The following is a 15923-nucleotide window of genomic DNA, read 5'->3' as shown; positions in this document are numbered from 1 at the left end:
AAGGAGATACACCATGAAAACTACAATGGCTCTTAAACCACTGGCTTTCGCTCTCGCTGCGCTCATGGCTGTTGCTGCTCAAGCGGGTCAACCCAACCATTATCCACAGCCAGCGCCTACCACCGCGTCTGCGACCACGCTGGATGGTCAATCCAACCACGGCAACGTGGTCACCAATGAAAAAACCAAAAACAACGCGTCGGCCAATGGTTCCTACAACAACATCAGTGGCGTGGCCAACGGCAACGTGCTGAGCGGCGACAACAACCAAGGCAAAAACGATGTGGCCATCGTTTCCGGCGACGCAGACTTCGTGTTCGCCAGCACCGGCACCGCACAATCGAACACCGGTAACAAGGTGCTCAACAGCGGTACTAAAAACAATGCTTCTCTGAACGACAGCGGCAACCACGCTTCGGGCATCATTCAACTGAACTCCGAAGCAGGCACCTCCAACCAAGGCAGCAGCAGTGTTGCAATTGCCTCCGGCAATGGCTCCAGCGGCTCCGCAGCCGTCACCGGCGTGCAGGACGTGTCGGGCAACCTGACCCTCAACCTGAGCAGCGGCCACGGCTGGAGCACCAAACCCGTGGTCAACAATGCCAGCGTGAACAACTCGATGAACTTCAGCTCTGGGGTGTCGAACTCCAACGTTCTGTCGGGCAGCGGCAACCAAGGTCAGAACAACGTAGCAATCACTCGCTTCTGATCCAGATCGGGCCCTGGCAACAGGGCCCTTTTTATTCCAGCGTCCAACAGGTCGTACGATCATGCGCTTCGCAGCCCTTCTTTTACTGCTAGCACTCACCGGCCCTGCCTGGGCAGCGCAAATGGCAGTGGTCATGCCCAATGGCGCGGTGGTCTACAAGAAAGTCGAGAGCATCCGTGAACGCAAGTTCGCCAACCTGGTGGAACAGAAAACCGATTTCAGCTGTGGCGCCGCCGCACTGGCGACCATCCTGCGCCAAGCCTATTGGATGGACGTGGATGAAGACCATGTCATCAAGGGCATGCTGGTCAACGCTGACCAGAATCTGGTGCGCACCCAAGGTTTCTCCATGCTCGACATGAAGCGCTACCTGGAAAGCATCCACATGCGCGCCAAGGGCTACCGGATTACACCTGAGGTACTGACCACCGTAAAAGTGCCGGTTGTGGTGCTGTTGGACATTCGCGGCTACAAGCACTTCGTGGTGTTGCAACGCGCTGACAAGGACTGGGCCTATATCGGCGACCCCGTGCTGGGCAACAAGCGTTACGCCAAGGACGATTTCGTCAAGGGTTGGAACGGCATCGTGTTCGCCGTCATCGGTGAGGGCTATGACAAGGCCAACGCCCTGCTCACCCCGCCCACCCCACTGACCGCCAAGAACCAACTGAACGAGTTCAGCCCGGTACGCGACAGTGAACTGATGGACTTCGGTTTTATCCAGAGCGACTTCTTTTAGAGGCGCAATAAGGAGCAGGACGCTCCAGGAGCACACGATGAACACTTTCCGTTGGCTGACGGTGATGTGCCTGGCAGCCTCTGCACCTGCTTATGCGACCTCGGCGTTCAAGCCGATCGAACTCAAAGACTCGGAAATGGCCGAGCTGCGCGGACGCTATGTGATGCCGGGCCGGATTATCAGCTTTGGCATCGTCATGAGCAGCACCTGGACCAATGCCGCCGGTGCGACCGTCACTGGCACCGCCAATATGCAAGTCAATTCGTCCACCGTGACCCCTCAGTTTTATGTGCAAGTCACCGGCAATGACGGCAACGGCATCGTCAAGCAACCTCAAGGCACCGGCACGGTCATCGGCGGCTCCGGCCTCGGAACGGGACAGGGCGTGACGCAAAGCGTACGCGCCGCTGGCGACGGCAACACCGCCAGCAACGGCGTGGACATCAACGTCACCCAAAACGGTTTGGCCCCCGCCAACTACGTGCAATCAGGGCAAGCGCTAATGGCAGGCCAAACCATCAGCGGTGGCACCGCTGCCGGCCAGGTGACGGTATCGGCCAAGAACGGCGGGCTGCAAATGGCACTTCAGGCCAATAACAACCAGGGCAATGTGGTGCAGCAAATTGGCAGCGGCAACGTCCTGCAAGGCACGGTCATTCAAGGCAACAGCAACTTTGTAAACAATATGACCCAACTCAACGTGGTGCTGGGTAACAACGGATTAAACAACATCACCCAGAACCTTAACCTCGATCAACTCAAAGGCCTACGCCCTTCAGGTTATTGAACTACGCTGAGCCTCGGCACTTACGCATTAGAAAGGGACGGCTTATTTCATGCATCGATCGTTATCGTTACGTACCGTGATTTGTTTGAGTACGCTATTGCCGGCATCCATGCTCTACGCCGCGCCGGACGCCGACATCGAAACCTTAAAACAGCAACTTCTGGAGCTCAAGCAACGCTATGAAGTGCAGCAAAAAGCACTGGCGGTGCTGGAACAACGTGTACGGCAAGTAGAAGACCAACCCGCAACGCCCGCGCCTAAACGCTTGGCCAAGTCCCCCGCCGACTTCCAGAAAGGCGGCACTACCGTGGCAGGTCATACGCCTGGAGTGGGCGCTGCGGCGGCGTCAGGTGGCGCGGGCGGCGGCAGTTCCTACGGGCAAAGTCTCAAGGACGACTCGGCGCCGGCACAAAGTGTCAGCAACCTCTATAACGAGGCCAGCGGCTTTTTCGGCAACGGCAAATTCAGCTTTGAGACCGGCGTCACCTATGCCCGCTACGACGCCCGGCAGTTATCGCTCAACGGCTTTTTGGCACTGGACTCGATCTTCCTCGGGAATATCAACCTGGACCGGATCAAATCCGACAGTTGGACGCTGGACCTGACCGGGCGCTACAACCTGGACAATCGCTGGCAGTTCGACCTGAACGTACCGGTGGTCTACCGCGAATCGACGTACCAGTCGGGGGGTGTCAACGGCGACGCCAACGCCATGTCGGAAGCCTCCGTCACTCGAGACCCGACCATCGGCGACGTGAACTTCGGGATTGCCTACAAATTCCTCGATGAGACTGCCAACCTGCCGGACGCTGTGGTTTCGGTGCGCGTCAAGGCCCCCACTGGCCAGGAGCCCTACGGCATCAAGCTGATCGAGCAAGCCAATAACAATAACCTGGCCGTGCCGGAAAGCCTGCCGACGGGTAACGGGGTGTGGTCGGTGACGCCAGGCATCTCCCTGGTGAAAACCTTCGATCCGGCGGTGCTGTTCGGTTCGCTGTCGTATACCCATAACTTCGAGGAGTCGTTCGGCGATATCAGCCCCAACGTCAATCAGAAAGTCCCCGGCAAAATCAGCCTGGGCGACAGCTTTCAACTCGGCGTAGGGGTAGCTTTCGCGCTCAACGAGAAAATGAGCATGTCGTTTTCCGTGTCGGACCTGGTGCAGCGTAAGAGCAGGATCAAGCAGACCGGCCAAGACTGGCAATCGGTGGTATCCAGCGACGCCAACGCCGGTTATTTCAACGTGGGCATGACCATTGCCGCGTCGGAAAACCTGACGATCGTACCGAACCTGTCCATCGGCATGACGGATGATGCGCCGGACTTTACGTTCAGCTTGAAATTCCCGTACTACTTTTAAGGCCCGCAAGGAAAAGCCCCGCAACGATAAGGGTCGTTGCGGGGCTTTTCGGTTTACCCGCCCTAGCGGATCTGGTGTTTGTGCAGCAACCGGTAGAACGTCGGCCGGGACACGCCCAGCATGCGGGCCGCGATGCTCAGGTTATCGCTGTGCCGGTTGAGCACATCACACAACGCCTGACGTTCGGCGCGGTGCTTATAATCTTCCAGTGTAGCCATCGGCGGCACGATTGCTGGTTCGTCTTGGAGTCCCAGATCAACGGCTTCGATCTGGCGCCCTTCTGCCAGTACCAGGCCACGGCGCACGCGGTTGGCCAACTCGCGCACATTCCCCGGCCACGGGTGTTGCCCCATTGCAACGAGGGCCTCCTCGCTGAAACTGCGTGGCCGACGCCCGGTTTCCTGACTGTAGAAGCGCGAGAAGTGATTGGCCAGCATGGCCACGTCGCCATGTCGCTCACGCAGGGGCGCAGTCACCACCTGCAGGACATTGAGCCGGTAATACAAGTCTTCTCGAAACGAGCCCTTTGCAACCGCGGCTTCCAGATCAACGTGGGTGGCTGCCAACACCCGCACATCCACTGCAATGGGCTGGCTGCCGCCAACGCGTTCGATCTGTTTTTCCTGGAGAAAACGCAACAGATTGGCTTGCAATTCCATCGGCAAATCGCCAATTTCATCGAGAAACAAGGTGCCACCGTGGGCCGCCTCGATCCGCCCGACCTTACGCTGATGAGCACCGGTGAACGCGCCTTTTTCATGGCCGAACAGTTCGGACTGGATGAGGTGCTCGGGAATCGCGCCGCAGTTGATTGCGACAAACGGCTTGGCATGGCGCTGGGATTGACGATGCAGCGTCTTGGCCACCAACTCTTTGCCGGTGCCGCTTTCGCCCCGAATCAACACGGGAGACTCCGTTGGCGCGAGTTTGGCCAGTAATTTGCGCAACTCGCGGATCGGTCGGCTGTCACCCAGCAACTCATGTTCCTGCGCATCAATCAGCGTGTGGCCTTTGCCCCGCAGGCGCGCCATACCGAACGCACGCCCGAGGGTGACCTGCACGCGCGCGACATCAAACGGCAAGGTGTGGAAGTCAAAAAACCACTCACAGACAAAATCACCGACATTTTGCAGGCGCAAAACATCCTGACTGAGCACGGCGATCCATTCGGTGCCACTGCGGCTGATCAGTTCCTTGACCGCTTCGGGACGCTCCAGGTGAAAGGGCTGTAAACGCAACAGCCCCACATCACACGACCGATCACCCACGGCGCTCAGGGCGCAGCTGTCCACCTCCCACCCGGCGGCGCGCAGGCCAGGCAACAGGCCGTGACAGTCATCGCAGGGGTCAACCACCAAAAGGCGTCGCTGAACAGGTGTAACAACCATGACTATTCCTTGGCGCCAAAATTGTTAAAGTTATTTATAAACAAAGGTTTGTGAAACCTGCCGCTAACACTAGCAAGATATTGACGCTGTTCTTGTACCGTTTCGCTATAAGTGTTGGCAAAAAGCCACCTCACGGCGGTTGCAGGTAAAAAGTTGCAACCCAAGAGAACGTTGATTGGGCTGTTAAAACAGTCGCTTACATGACGTCAATCACGAAAGGTCGAAATTTGTTGTTCTAAGATGTGACCCGTACCCCGCCATCGTGCATCAGTACAAGTAACTCGCCGCCTGGCTCGCCCAACCGACGGCATTCACTTGATTGGGCATTTAGAGAGAAGACCCACATGAACGCCCCGCTCCGCATCAACGAAGCTCTTTTGATCGCAGACCGTGCTTTCCAACCCTTTCAGTGCGTGGCCTGGCACGATGGCAATGGCGCCCTCAGCCTGAGCGTCATCGACCGTACCAATACCCGTATCGGCAGCAAACACCTGACGTCGAGCACTTATACCGACCCGGCGCAATTGGAAGATTTGTTGTTGCAAGCCCGTGCTGAACTCGACAAAAACGGCCATCAGTTAACGTCGTGGGCAATGCCGAAGTAAATCGAGACTGCAACGTGCGCTCATTGCATGACCACACCACAATGAGCGCACATTCAGTCAGCGTACAGTGGACGCTTACTGTGCCGCGAGAATAAACCGTTCGATCGCTTCTGCGGCACCGTTGTCGATATTACTGCCGGTCACTACATTGGCCTGGCGCTTGACCGCCTCTTCCGCCTGCCCCATGGCAATCGACAAGCCGGCAACCTGAAACATTGCCGGGTCATTGCCACCGTCGCCGATGGCCGCCGTCTGCTCCATGGGCACGCCAAGGTGCGCCGCCAGGGTCTTCAAGGCCTCGCCCTTGTTGGCCAGCATGGCGGTTACGTCCAGGTACACCGGCTGCGAGCGCGACACCTGAGCCAAGCCGTGCACCCTGGGCTGCAACTGAGCTTCGAGCGTCACCAGCAACTGCGTGTTATTGCTGGCAGCGACGATCTTGTCGACCCGATCCAGGTACGGCTCAAAACTCTCCACCACCACTGGCCCATAACCGAGGCCATTGGCTTCACGCTGCTCCATCGGCCCGGATCGGTCACGGCGCAGCCAATCACCGTCGGCAAACACCCAAACCTCTACGTCCGGCTCTGCTGAAAACAGCGCCAGGGTCACCAGCGCCGCCTCCATCGGCAGATGATGAGCAACCAGGATGCTGCCATCCGGGTTGATCAGCGTGCCGCCATTAAAGCCGGCGACCGGAACATCAATGCCGAAGGTTTCGATCAGGTGCCGCATGGCCTTGGGTGGCCGCCCACTGGCCAGGCTGAAAAACACCCCGGCGTCGCGCAAGGCGCGAATGGCATCCGCCGTGCGCTGGCTCAGGCTGTGGTCCGGATGCAACAACGTGCCGTCCACATCGCTGAGGATAAAACGGATGGGATGAATCGCTGCGTCACTCATCCGAGGCTATGCCAGGTGCGGCCATCTCGGGCCAGTAAGGCGTCGGCCGCTGCCGGGCCGTCTTCACCGGCCTTGTAGGTCTGGATACCATTGTCTTCCTTCCAGGCATCAAGGAACGGCTGCACCGCACGCCAGCCATTTTCGATGTTGTCGGCGCGCTGGAACAAGGTCTGGTCACCGGTCATGCAGTCATAGATCAGGGTTTCATACCCGGTCGATGGCTGCATTTCGAAGAAGTCCTTGTAGTCGAAACCCAACTCGATATTAGCCATCTCCAGGGTCGGCCCAGGCTTTTTCGCCAACAGGTCGAACCACATGCCTTCATTCGGCTGGATCTGGATTTTCAGGTAGGTGGGCTTGAGCTCATCCACGTCGGTATCGCGGAACTGTGCATACGGTGCGTGCTTGAAGCAGATCACGATTTCCGTGTCGCGAATGCTCATGCGCTTGCCGGTTCGCAGGTAAAACGGCACGCCGACCCAGCGCCAGTTGTCGATCATCACCTTGAGCGCAACGAACGTCTCGGTGCTGCTGTCGGGCGCGACATTGGCTTCTTCGCGGTAACCGGGCAGTTGCTTGCCAGCGATTGCGCCAGCGGTGTACTGGCCGCGTACCGAGTTGGCGCGGGCATCTTCCAAAGACCACGGGCGAATAGCGCCGACGACCTTGGCCTTTTCACCGCGCACTGCATCGGCGCCAAACGCCGCGGGCGGCTCCATGGCCACCATCGCCAGCAACTGGAACAGATGGTTGGGCACCATGTCCCGCAGGGTGCCGGTTTTTTCGAAGAAATTACCCCGGGTTTCCACACCGACGGTTTCCGCCGCGGTGATTTGCACGTGGTCGATGTAATGGTTGTTCCAGAACGCTTCGAACAGCACGTTGGAGAAACGGCTGATCAAAATGTTCTGCACCGTTTCCTTGCCCAGGTAATGGTCGATGCGATAGATCTGCTTCTCGCTCATCACCTTGAGCAGGCAGGCGTTCAGCGCTTCGGCGGTTGCCAGGTCGGAGCCGAACGGTTTTTCGATCACCACGCGGCGGAAGGCCTCATCGCTTTCCTCGAGCAGACCGGCGCTGCCCAGGCGCTGCACCACTTCACTGAAGAAGCGCGGTGCAGTGGCCAGGTAAAACACCGCATTGCCGGTGCCGCTGTCGGCGATCTTGTTGGCGATGTCGGCATAGGTGCTGTCGTCGAGGAAATCACCCTCGACGTAGCTGATGCCTTTGGCCAACTGGGCCCACAGTTCGGGGTCAAGGGCATTTTCACCCTTGCCCTTGACCTTGCTCGCGGCCTCGGTGCGAATGAAATCCTCGAGCTTCTTGGCAAAGTCCGCGTCGCTGATGGCATTGTGGTCAACGCCGACAATGCGCAGGCCGTCGCCGAGCAGCCCGTCGCGGCTCAGGTTGTACAGCGCCGGCATGAGCAGGCGCTTGACCAGGTCGCCATGGGCGCCAAACAGGAACAGTGTGGTTGGGGGTGCAGGTTCGGCCTTGAGTTTCTTGCCGTTAGCCGTCATTTTTTGGAAGTCTCCACATGGCCGCCAAAGCCGAAGCGCATGGCAGAGAGCATTTTGTCACCGTAGGTGCTCTGCTGGCGGGAACGGAACCGTGCGAACAGCGAGGTCGACAGCACCGGTACCGGCACCGCTTGCTCCATCGCCGCTTCGATGGTCCAGCGGCCTTCGCCACTGTCGGCCACGGAGCCGGAGTAACCGTCGAGTTTCGGGTCAGTGGCCAGCGCGTCAGCGGTCAGGTCCAACAGCCACGACGACACCACGCTGCCACGGCGCCACACTTCGGCGATATCGGCAACGTTGAGGTCGAAGCGCTCGTGCTCCGGCAGGTTGTCGGAGTTTTTAGTCTTGAGGATGTCGAAGCCTTCGGCAAAGGCCTGCATCATCCCGTACTCAATGCCGTTGTGAATCATCTTCACAAAGTGCCCGGAACCAGCTGGGCCGGCATGAATGTAACCCTGCTCGGCGCGGCTGTCGGCGGAGACAGAACGGTCTTTGGTGCGAGGGATGTTGCCCAGGCCCGGTGCCAGGCTGGCGAAGATCGGGTCGAGACGCTGCACGGTTTCGGCGTCACCACCGATCATCATGCAATAGCCGCGCTCCAGCCCCCAGACGCCACCGGAGGTGCCGACGTCGACGTAATGCAGACCTTTCACCGACAACGCTTGAGCGCGACGGATGTCATCTTTGTACATGGTATTGCCGCCATCGATGATCACGTCACCGTCTTCAAGCAGCTCACTCAATTGATTAATCGTGTCTTCGGTGGGGGCGCCTGCCGGCAACATCACCCACACGGCGCGTGGCTTTTGCAGCCCGGCGACCAACGCCTTCAAGTCGGCAACGCCGGTGGCGCCCTCCTCGCTCAAGCCTTTGACGAATGCTTCGTTACGGTCGTATACAACGGTGGTATGCCCATTGAGCATCAGGCGCCGCGCAATGTTACCGCCCATGCGGCCTAGTCCGATAATCCCCAGTTGCATGTGCTGATGCTCCTAACTACTAAATAAATGTGTGACATAGTTTATAGCGCAATGAGCCTATTGAGGGTTAGTCCAGAGCGGATCCGTGTAGTTTCATCACAAAAAAATGCCAGCGTTTCAGCATCACCGCCCAAAAAGTCACAGCGACCACCAAAAATAAAAAAGTTCCATTGCCCCAGAAAAGAATTCAGAATTGCGCTGACTGTTGCCGAGCAGCGCGACTCATGCGTTCCGGCACCGCGATCTACCGGCTATTTGCGAGGTAAGCAATGAGCACAGCACAGATGACCCGCCCGCCACAGACCCTTTACGTCAGCGTCCGTCGCGATGAATTGCGCCAATTGAAAGATGAGCGCGATCAACTGCAGCAGGAAGTCCTGCGCCTGCGCTCACACCTGCAAGCCCAGCTGGATCAGACGTCAGCCGCCCGATCAGCCCTTTGCTGAACCGCCGCTGAACAGAATGTAAGATAACGTCCACAAAATTCTCACAAAGTTTTCACATATCCCTCTCGATACTCCCGCGAAGAAGGGCCACCCCATGCATGGGTGGCCTCTGTTGCGTGCGTCCTTGCGCGTCAACTGCAAAAATTATCGGGTTGGATTACTGGATGGCGATGTTCAAACGCAGCACCACGTCTGCGAAAGGCTTTGATTGGGCCGGTCTCGGCTGGCTGTTTCTGTTTTTCTGGTATTTCTCGGGAATCACCCAACTCCTGATCCAGCTGACCGGCACCTCCGGTTTCAGCGGTTTTCGTCAAGCCTTCTTCCTGAGTGCGTTCTGGCTCGCGCCGATGCTGCTCTTCCCGCGACGTACGCGCCTGCTTGCCGCCTTGATCGGCATCGTGCTGTGGGCCTGCTCCATGGCCAGCCTGGGTTATTTCTTCATCTACCAGCAGGAATTTTCCCAAAGCGTCATCTTCATCATGTTCGAGTCGAACATTTCTGAAGCGGGTGAATACGCGACCCAATACTTCGCCTGGTGGATTGTGCTGGCGTTTCTCGCCCATACCGCCATGGCGGTTTTCCTGTGGACGCGCCTGCGCCCGGTTTACCTGCCACGAGGCCAAGCGATGCTGGCGGCGACCGCCATTGTGCTGGCGGTGGTCGGTTACCCGCTGGTTAAACAGATTGCGACCAACCCGACCATGGAACTGGCCATCGACGGCTTCGAGTCCCGTGTCGAGCCCGCCGTGCCATGGCAGATGATCGTCGCTTACCGCCGCTACACCGAACAGCTCAACAACATGCAAGGCATGCTGACCAGCGCCAGCAAGATCCCGCCCTTGAAGAACCTCAAGGACACCATGGCCGGGCAGCCGGCTACCCTGGTGCTGGTGATCGGTGAATCCACCAACCGCCAGCGCATGAGCCTTTATGGCTACCCGCGCAACACCACACCGGAGCTGGACAAGCTGCGCGACCAACTGGCGGTGTTCAACAACGTAATCACCCCACGCCCGTACACGATTGAAGCGCTTCAACAAGTGCTGACGTTCGCTGATGAAGAGAACCCGGACCTGTACCTCAAGACGCCGTCGATTGTCAGCGTGATGAAACAGGCCGGCTACAAGACCTACTGGATCACCAACCAGCAGACCATGACCAAGCGCAACACCATGCTCACGACCTTCTCCGAACAGGCCGACGAGCAGGTGTACCTTAATAACAACCGCAACCAGAACGCCCGCCAATACGACGGCGACGTACTCGCGCCGTTCGCCAAGGCCATGGCCGACCCCGCCGAGCGCAAATTCATCGTGGTGCATTTGCTCGGCACCCACATGAGCTACCAGTACCGCTACCCGCCGACCTTTGAGAAATTCACTGATCGCCAGGGCGTACCGGCCGGCATCAGCGACGCCCAGCTGCCGATCTACAACAGCTACGACAACGCGGTGCTGTACAACGACTTCGTGGTGTCGAGCCTGATCAAGGATTACGCCAAGACCGACCCCAACGGCTTCCTGTTGTACCTTTCGGACCATGGCGAAGACGTCTACGACTCGGCGGGCCATAGCACCCTGGGACGTAACGAAGGCAAACCCACCGCGCCGATGTACACCATTCCGTTCATGGCCTACGCCTCACCGAAATGGCGCGAAACCCATGACTGGAGCTTCGCCGGCGACTTACAGCGCGCCTCCAGCAGCTCACAGCTGATTCACACCTGGGCTGATTTGGCGGGGTTGAGTTTTGATGAATGGGACCGCAGCAAAAGCCTGGTCAGCGACAGCTTCAAGCCGCGTCCGCTGATGATTGGCGATCCCTACATCGGCCAGAAAAAGGGCCTGATTGATTTCAGCCTGCTCAAGCCGAAGAGCACTGATACCACCGAGGTGGTGGTTAAGTGATCACAGGCTCCGCGGCAAAAAGATAACAATCATTCTCGTTTAAGCCTAAAGTTCCACGCCTCCTTTCGTCTTTGAGCCAAGGCCTTCTCTTATCGAGAAGGCCACAAAGACAAGGAGTCTGCCGCAATGCTTGCACCTTTTACCCGCTCCATGACCTTCACCGTTGGCCTGTTCAGCGTGGTGCTGAGCCCGGAACTGCTGGCCGAAACCGACCCCGAACACACCGTGCTGGAGCTGGGCAGCACCCGCGTCACCGCCGAAGGCCTGGGTGCCACTACCGAGCACACCCAGGCCTACACCACCGGCTCGATGAGCACTGCCACTCGCCTGAACCTGTCCATCAAGGAAACCCCGCAATCCATCTCGGTGATCACCCGCCAGCAGCTGGATGACTTCAACCTCAATACGCTGACCGACGCCCTGCGCCAGACCACAGGGGTAACGGTGCAGCACCTGGACTCGGATCGGGCGGGTTACTCATCCCGTGGCTATTCGATCAACAACTTCCAGGTTGACGGCATGCTCAGCACCTTCGGGCGGATGAAGTCAGATGCCGACACCATCATTTACGACCGCATCGAGGTCGTACGCGGCGCCACAGGCCTGACCACCGGCGCGGGCGACCCTTCGGCCACGGTCAACATGATCCGCAAGCGGCCTACTGCCGACTGGCAAGCCCGGACCGGCGTCAGCGCTGCCAGCCATGACAACTACTACAGCTACGTCGATGTGGGCGGCCCCCTGGCGTTCGATGGACGCCTGCGCGGGCGCACCGTACTGGCTTACCGTGACAGCCAGTCCTATCGCGATAATTACGCGCTGCAACGGGAAGTGGGCTACGGCATTCTCGAAGGCGACCTGACGGACGACACCGTGGTTTCCGCAGGTTTCGACTATCAGAACAAACATGTGCAAGGCACCTCCTGGGGCACCCTGCCCTATTGGAACAGCGACGGCAGCAAGGCGCGGCTCTCGCGCTCGGCAAACATGGCCACCGACTGGAGCTCCTGGCCGCTGAAAGACAAGACCACCTTCGCCTCCATCGACCACAAACTGTCCCCCGACTGGCGCCTGAAAGCCGCCTACACCCATCGACAGAGCGACACTGATGGCAAGGTGTATTACGGCGGTGCCGGCTTCCCCAATCCGGATGGCAGCGGCATGAGTGCCTGGACCAACCAGATGGTCGGCACGTCGAAAATGGACGTGGTGGATTTCAATCTCGCTGGCGCTTATTCATTGTTTGGACGCGAACATGAGCTGATGGTCGGGTACGGCGAGTCCGAACAGCGCGACACTTCGCCATTCCAGCGCTACACAACGCCTGCGGGCTACGAACACATCAACCAGTGGCAACACATGGGCGGCATCGTTAAATTCCCCGACCGCACCACCGGCCTGAAGGGCGAGCACAGCCGTAAAAAACAGAAGGCGGGCTACCTCGCCACCCGCCTGAGCCTCACCGACCGACTGCACGCCGTGCTGGGAAGCCGCTATGGCAGCTGGGAAAGCGAAACGGTCTCGCCTGACTACAACAGCAATAATCAGCTGATCAACGCCAGTAAAACCAGCCAGACCCACAACGACATGTGGACGCCGTATGCCGGCGTGCTCTACGACCTAACACCCGAATACACCGTGTATGCCAGCTACACCGATATTTTCAACCCACAGGACGAACGCGACGCCAGCAAGAAGTACCTGGAGCCGGTGGTGGGCAGCAACTATGAGATCGGCCTCAAGGGCAGCCTGCTCAACGAGCGTCTCAACCTGGCCAGCGCTTATTTCTGGAGTACTCAGGATAACGTCGCCGAGCTCGATAACAGTGCACCGCCGGATCCAATCACACGCGAGCAATTCTACAAATCAGGCGGTAAAGGCAATAAGGTGCAAGGCTTTGAGGTGGAGGTATCGGGCGAAGTCATGCCGGACTGGAACCTTACCGCAGGCTACACCTATACCCACTCGCGCAATGGCGAGAAGCAGCGCGCCAACCGCAACCAGCCACTCAATCTGTTGAAGGTCTCAACGGCCTATCGCCTGCCGGGACAATGGCGTGGCTTGACGGTGGGTGGCGCGGTGAACTGGCAAAGCGATGCCTACGACGTTGCCCGGCGCCCGACAGGTGCGCGAGACGATAACGGCGACCTGATGACCGAAAGCGCCAAAATCACGCAACAGGCCTACACCGTCGTCAACCTGATGTCGCGCTACCAGTTCGACGAACATGTTTCGGCCTCAATCAACGTCAATAATCTATTTGATAAAAAATATTACGAACGCGTCGGCTTTTATAACGGCGTGTATTGGGGAGAACCGCGCTCCCTCACGCTGGCGCTGGACTGGCGGCTATAACACCGAGCCCGAAGTTAACAAAAACGTTAACTTCGGGGCCGCACCACGTTAATTCCCACTTAATAAGCGAGCGCCATAGTCGCTTCACGAATCGGATCACGAAGCGATCAGACACTTCTTACTCTTAATGGGAATACTGCCATGAAACTCTCCACCTTGATGCTCGCCAGCTTGATGACCCTGACCTCAGCAGCCGCCTTTGCAGAAGGCGGCGCAGAGCGCTCGAAGGAGTTCTATAACAACTTCACGTTTATGCAGCAGAAGACGCACGGCACAACGGATCAAACTGCGCTGGCCGACGGCAAGAATGTTAAGACTGGCACTGCCGATCAAACCAGTGCAGAGCAACGCCCCAATAGCTGATTTAATCGTTAGTTAATCCGCATGACCCTGTGCCATCCCGCTCCTTTGGCAAAGGTTAACTTGGCGCCATTTAATGGCGCCTTTTTTTTGCATTTGATTTATTAAAGCGGCTTACTCCAGAACAGCATACGCCCATGGGCGGGATCAAAAATCGAATCATCAAAACCGAACTTGCGGTATGCCGCTTGCGCTACATCATTGCCTTCAAGCACTTCCAGGGTGATCTTGCAGCAACCTCGCTGACGCGCGATCTCTTCGACCTTTTGCAACATCTTCTGGCTCAAGCCCAGGCCACGAAACTGATTCATCACCACCACGTCGTGCACGTTGATCAATGGACGGCAGGCGAACGTCGAGAACCCTTCAAAACAATTGACCAGCCCCGCCGGTTCACCACCGACAAACGCCAGTACGCTGAACGCGTGGGGGCGCTTGGCGAGTTCGGCCGGCAGTTGCTGCAACAGGTCAGCAGGCAACGTATGGCCGCCACCCATGGGGTCTTCAGCATAATGGTTGAGCACCAGGCCGATGGCCTCGGCGTGCACGGGGTTGGTGTAACTGGCTTGCAGTACCAGGATGTCTGGGGTGTCCATTTCCTTCCTCAATCACGACAACAAGGGAATCGGTTCCCTTTGAAGCGACGATTGTAAGCATGGACTCGGCCGCAGATGAAGGCGATTTACGACAAATACCTGACAGAAAGTACGCAGGTTGTGCACATAAAACGCTGTCATCCGTCTTTTTAGGCGTTGCCCGATGCACCAAAGCGCTGCAACTGCATCTCCTGCAAGCGGCTGAGGGTGCGGCGGAACGGAAACTCCAGGTAGCCTTCGGTGTAGAGACGCTCCAGCGGTACGCGGGCCTCAATGAACAACGGCACCTTGCGGTCGTAGCATTCGTCGACCAGGGCGATAAAGCGCCGCACGCTGTCATCGTGCACCGACAGCTCAGGCAACTCGCGATCACCGGCCACCACGCGCTGCGCAGCATCTTCAGTGCCACGGGCAATCCGGCCCGGGCGTTTTTGTGCGCTCAGGTTAGGGACGTCACCGAGCAGGATCGCCTTGAAGCGATCGCACAGCAACATGAAGTCCATCGCGGCCAGCGGTTGCTCGCACAGCTCCACGTAGCGACACCAGAGCACCGTGTCGCTGTACTGCACCGTCACAATCGAGCGGAAACCAACACTGATCGGCCCGCTGCCCAGCGCCTGCCCTTCGGTCAATTGTGTGAACACCGTGGCGAGCGCGTGCGGCTGATCCACCCAATAGCGCTGCAGCCCGACACCGGGGTGCAAACGGTGGTCTTCACCGCCGTCTACCGCCACCACCTGCATGTGCTGCTTGATCGCCTCGATACCCGGCAGGAAACGCTCGCGATTGAAGCCACCGGCGTACAGCTGGTCGGGAGGCTGATTCGAGGTGCAGACCATCACCACTCCTTCTTCGAACATCACCTGGAACAGGCGGCCGAGAATGATCGCGTCACCGATGTCATTGACGAACAACTCGTCGAAACACAGCACACGCACTTCCCGGCTGAGCTCCCGCGCCAAGGCCTGCAAGGGGTCGTGGATGCCGCTGAGCTGGAACAGACGCTGATGCACCCACCCCATGAAGTGGTGAAAATGCTGGCGCCGCGCAGGCACTCGCAGGCTTTGATAGAACTGGTCCATCAACCAGGTTTTACCCCGACCGACCGGCCCCCAGAGGTAAACCCCGGGAATCGGCGAGCGCCCTTCGTGCAAGGCTTCATGGCAGGTTTGCAAGGCTTGCACCGCACGGCGCTGAGCGTCGTCAGGCACAAACCCCTGCTGGGCGATGGCGTGTTGGTAGGCCGTGAGCGGCGATTCAAAAGTCATGCG

The 15923-nt window shown here is 58.4% G+C and carries 15 protein-coding genes; 9 read left to right on the top strand and 6 right to left on the bottom strand.

Annotation, left to right across the window (positions count from 1 at the left end; all coding sequences use genetic code 11):
- Positions 1 to 13 precede the first annotated feature (13 nt).
- The 4 genes from JFT85_RS00165 to JFT85_RS00150 all read left to right on the top strand — a co-directional run bounded on the left by JFT85_RS00165 (position 14) and on the right by JFT85_RS00150 (position 3595).
- Entirely contained in the window at positions 14 to 709 is a 696-nt protein-coding gene (locus tag JFT85_RS00165; RefSeq protein ID WP_053256564.1) for a hypothetical protein, read from the top strand.
- Positions 710 to 770: 61 nt separating this feature from the next.
- A complete protein-coding gene (locus JFT85_RS00160) occupies positions 771 to 1448 on the top strand; it encodes a C39 family peptidase (protein ID WP_053256565.1) in 678 nt (225 codons plus the stop codon).
- Positions 1449 to 1485: 37 nt separating this feature from the next.
- On the top strand, positions 1486 to 2235 hold the full coding sequence (locus JFT85_RS00155) for a hypothetical protein (RefSeq protein WP_053256566.1): 750 nt from the start codon (positions 1486 to 1488) through the stop codon (positions 2233 to 2235).
- Between the two features lie 49 nt (positions 2236 to 2284).
- Positions 2285 to 3595 (top strand): hypothetical protein, encoded by a 1311-nt coding sequence (locus JFT85_RS00150; RefSeq protein ID WP_053256567.1) that lies wholly within the window; start codon positions 2285 to 2287, stop codon positions 3593 to 3595.
- Positions 3596 to 3657: 62 nt separating this feature from the next.
- Here JFT85_RS00150 and JFT85_RS00145 read toward each other — a convergent pair whose 3' ends face one another.
- Positions 3658 to 4983 carry a sigma-54 dependent transcriptional regulator gene (locus JFT85_RS00145; protein ID WP_053256568.1) on the bottom strand — a complete coding sequence of 442 codons (1326 nt, stop codon included), beginning with the start codon at positions 4981 to 4983 and terminating at the stop codon, positions 3658 to 3660.
- A 344-nt stretch (positions 4984 to 5327) separates the two neighbouring features.
- Between JFT85_RS00145 and JFT85_RS00140 the strand changes: the two genes are divergently transcribed.
- Positions 5328 to 5588 carry a hypothetical protein gene (locus tag JFT85_RS00140; protein WP_053256569.1) on the top strand — a complete coding sequence of 87 codons (261 nt, stop codon included), beginning with the start codon at positions 5328 to 5330 and terminating at the stop codon, positions 5586 to 5588.
- A 75-nt stretch (positions 5589 to 5663) separates the two neighbouring features.
- Here the strand turns inward: JFT85_RS00140 and JFT85_RS00135 are convergent, their stop codons facing one another.
- The 3 genes from JFT85_RS00135 to gnd are packed head-to-tail and all read right to left on the bottom strand — an operon-like array spanning position 5664 to position 8988.
- The gene (locus tag JFT85_RS00135) at positions 5664 to 6488 is read right to left on the bottom strand and encodes a Cof-type HAD-IIB family hydrolase (RefSeq protein ID WP_073638686.1); all 825 of its coding nucleotides are present in this window, start codon (positions 6486 to 6488) and stop codon (positions 5664 to 5666) included.
- Positions 6485 to 8008 carry a glucose-6-phosphate dehydrogenase gene (gene zwf / locus JFT85_RS00130; protein WP_053256571.1) on the bottom strand — a complete coding sequence of 508 codons (1524 nt, stop codon included), beginning with the start codon at positions 8006 to 8008 and terminating at the stop codon, positions 6485 to 6487. The genes JFT85_RS00135 and zwf overlap by 4 nt, the downstream gene beginning before the upstream one ends.
- Positions 8005 to 8988: a phosphogluconate dehydrogenase (NAD(+)-dependent, decarboxylating) gene (gnd, locus tag JFT85_RS00125; protein WP_053256572.1), complete on the bottom strand. Its 984-nt coding sequence runs from the start codon at positions 8986 to 8988 to the stop codon at positions 8005 to 8007. The genes zwf and gnd overlap by 4 nt, the downstream gene beginning before the upstream one ends.
- Before the next feature lie 269 nt (positions 8989 to 9257).
- Between gnd and JFT85_RS00120 the strand changes: the two genes are divergently transcribed.
- The 4 genes from JFT85_RS00120 (at position 9258) to JFT85_RS00105 (ending at position 14059) form a co-directional block, all read left to right on the top strand.
- A complete protein-coding gene (locus tag JFT85_RS00120) occupies positions 9258 to 9434 on the top strand; it encodes a DUF6026 family protein (RefSeq protein ID WP_169874999.1) in 177 nt (58 codons plus the stop codon).
- Between the two features lie 164 nt (positions 9435 to 9598).
- Positions 9599 to 11341, top strand: a complete 1743-nt coding sequence (locus JFT85_RS00115) for a phosphoethanolamine transferase CptA (RefSeq protein WP_053256573.1) — start codon at positions 9599 to 9601, stop codon at positions 11339 to 11341.
- A 126-nt stretch (positions 11342 to 11467) separates the two neighbouring features.
- A complete protein-coding gene (locus JFT85_RS00110; protein WP_169875332.1) occupies positions 11468 to 13696 on the top strand; it encodes a TonB-dependent siderophore receptor in 2229 nt (742 codons plus the stop codon).
- A 141-nt stretch (positions 13697 to 13837) separates the two neighbouring features.
- Positions 13838 to 14059 (top strand): hypothetical protein, encoded by a 222-nt coding sequence (locus tag JFT85_RS00105; protein WP_053256575.1) that lies wholly within the window; start codon positions 13838 to 13840, stop codon positions 14057 to 14059.
- Positions 14060 to 14160: 101 nt separating this feature from the next.
- Here JFT85_RS00105 and JFT85_RS00100 read toward each other — a convergent pair whose 3' ends face one another.
- Positions 14161 to 14652, bottom strand: coding sequence for a GNAT family N-acetyltransferase (locus tag JFT85_RS00100; protein WP_053256576.1), 492 nt, complete (start codon positions 14650 to 14652; stop codon positions 14161 to 14163).
- 149 nt (positions 14653 to 14801) lie between these two features.
- Positions 14802 to 15920, bottom strand: coding sequence for a cell division protein ZapE (gene zapE, locus JFT85_RS00095; RefSeq protein WP_078828453.1), 1119 nt, complete (start codon positions 15918 to 15920; stop codon positions 14802 to 14804).
- Positions 15921 to 15923 lie beyond the last annotated feature (3 nt).

The sequence above is a fragment of the Pseudomonas sp. TH04 genome (genome assembly GCF_016651355.1).
GTDB lineage: Bacteria > Pseudomonadota > Gammaproteobacteria > Pseudomonadales > Pseudomonadaceae > Aquipseudomonas > Aquipseudomonas fluorescens.
The sequence above is the reverse complement of the archived record's forward strand: the minus strand, read 5'-3'. Positions and strand labels throughout refer to the sequence as shown.